Raw genomic sequence first — 1458 nt, 5'->3', positions numbered from 1 at the left:
CAAAGAAAATACCGGCCGAGGTATTTGCCATCGAACAGGGCTACCTCACTCCGGTATCATACGGAATAAAAAAATCCGATGATAATATAGTAATCCGAAAAGTTAGAAAAGACAACACCGTCATGTATGAAGGAAACAGATATACAGTACCTACTGGAAGTTTTGGAGTACATGATGATGTCCAGCTTGAAATAGATGGTGATGAACTGCTCATCTATGCCGGCTTTTGTGATATCCTGCTGGCCAAACATAAAATATGCCTGGAAAAAGGAAAACTGATACAGAACAACGATCATCTCAGGAATAAAGAGATAAAGATAGCTGAGATGAAAGATTCCCTTAAAGCCAAGTTTGCAGATTCAGAGGCGGCCGGATTATTTCTTAATGAGATACATACAAGAAAGAAAAGATATGTCCGGGATCAATTCCTGTTAATAGAAAAATTACTGGGTGAGTATAACCCGGAAGCAGTTGCATCAGCATTAGATTACTGCTTGATTAACGAGCTGTACAGTGCAGTGGATTTCAAGGATGCACTTAACCATTTTAGCCAGGGCCTAAAGAAAGTACCTCTTTCAACTGATCCTGTAACGATACAAAGCAAACCTACAATGACGGCTATACCCGATGTTGAAGTAGCCAAGAGAGATTTGCAGGAAATGATTCGAAGTTTGAAAGGTGGTAATGATCCATGGCTGAACTAACAATGGTTGCATCAATGTTAAGACATCTGAGTCTTTCTGAAGCTGCTGCTGGTCTTGAGTCTATTATTGCGGAAGCAGCATTGGCAGAAAATACACCCCTGGAAGTATTGAATAAGTTATTGCAGACGGAGATCAACGGCAGAAATGCCAAAGGAAGAGCAAAAAGGCTGAAAGCAGCTTGTTTCCCCTACATAGAGGATTTAGAAAGCTTTGATTTTCAGCGGAAAGGCTTTAGGGGCATCAACAAAACGCATATCCGTCAGTTAGCAGAATTGGTCTGGTTGGAGAAAGCGTATAACATTATGTTCTTAGGACCTACAGGCTTGGGTAAAACCAGGTTGTCTGTTGGATTGGGATTAAAAGCGGTGGAAGCCGGATACAATGTATCTTTTGTTACTTTGGATGAACTGATGCGGCTTCTTAAAACAGCAGAAATTAGCACCCGAGCTGCCAGAAGAGTAAAAACCATTAAGAACAGTGATCTGGTTATCCTTGATGAGGTGGGCTTTTTGTCCATCTCCAAGCAAGACGCTAATAAATTATATGAATTTGTTAATGCGATGTATCTCAAGACATCAATCATATTAACCAGTAATAAGGATTTCGAGGAATGGAGCGAATTTCTGGGGGATAGTATTATTACAGCTGCCATCCTTGACCGCTTGGCTCATCAGTGTGAGATATTTTCATTGGATGGTCCAAGTTACAGATTAGAAAACAGGAAAACCATTTTTGTTAGTTAATCCCTGGGAGC

General features: G+C 40.6%; 2 protein-coding genes. Both read left to right on the top strand.

The annotated features are described in order from the left end of the window. Nucleotides 1-704: Mu transposase domain-containing protein (locus tag JCM14374_RS13850; RefSeq protein WP_439646081.1), on the top strand; the 704-nt coding region annotated here is incomplete at its 5' end. Continuing rightward, nucleotides 692-1447: an IS21-like element helper ATPase IstB gene (istB, locus tag JCM14374_RS12805; RefSeq protein ID WP_083454102.1), complete on the top strand. Its 756-nt coding sequence runs from the start codon at nt 692-694 to the stop codon at nt 1445-1447. The genes JCM14374_RS13850 and istB, both read left to right, overlap by 13 nt. Nucleotides 1448-1458 lie beyond the last annotated feature (11 nt).

The organism is Syntrophomonas palmitatica JCM 14374 (genome assembly GCF_001311885.1).
GTDB lineage: Bacteria > Bacillota > Syntrophomonadia > Syntrophomonadales > Syntrophomonadaceae > Syntrophomonas_A > Syntrophomonas_A palmitatica.
The sequence above is the reverse complement of the archived record's forward strand: the minus strand, read 5'-3'. Positions and strand labels throughout refer to the sequence as shown.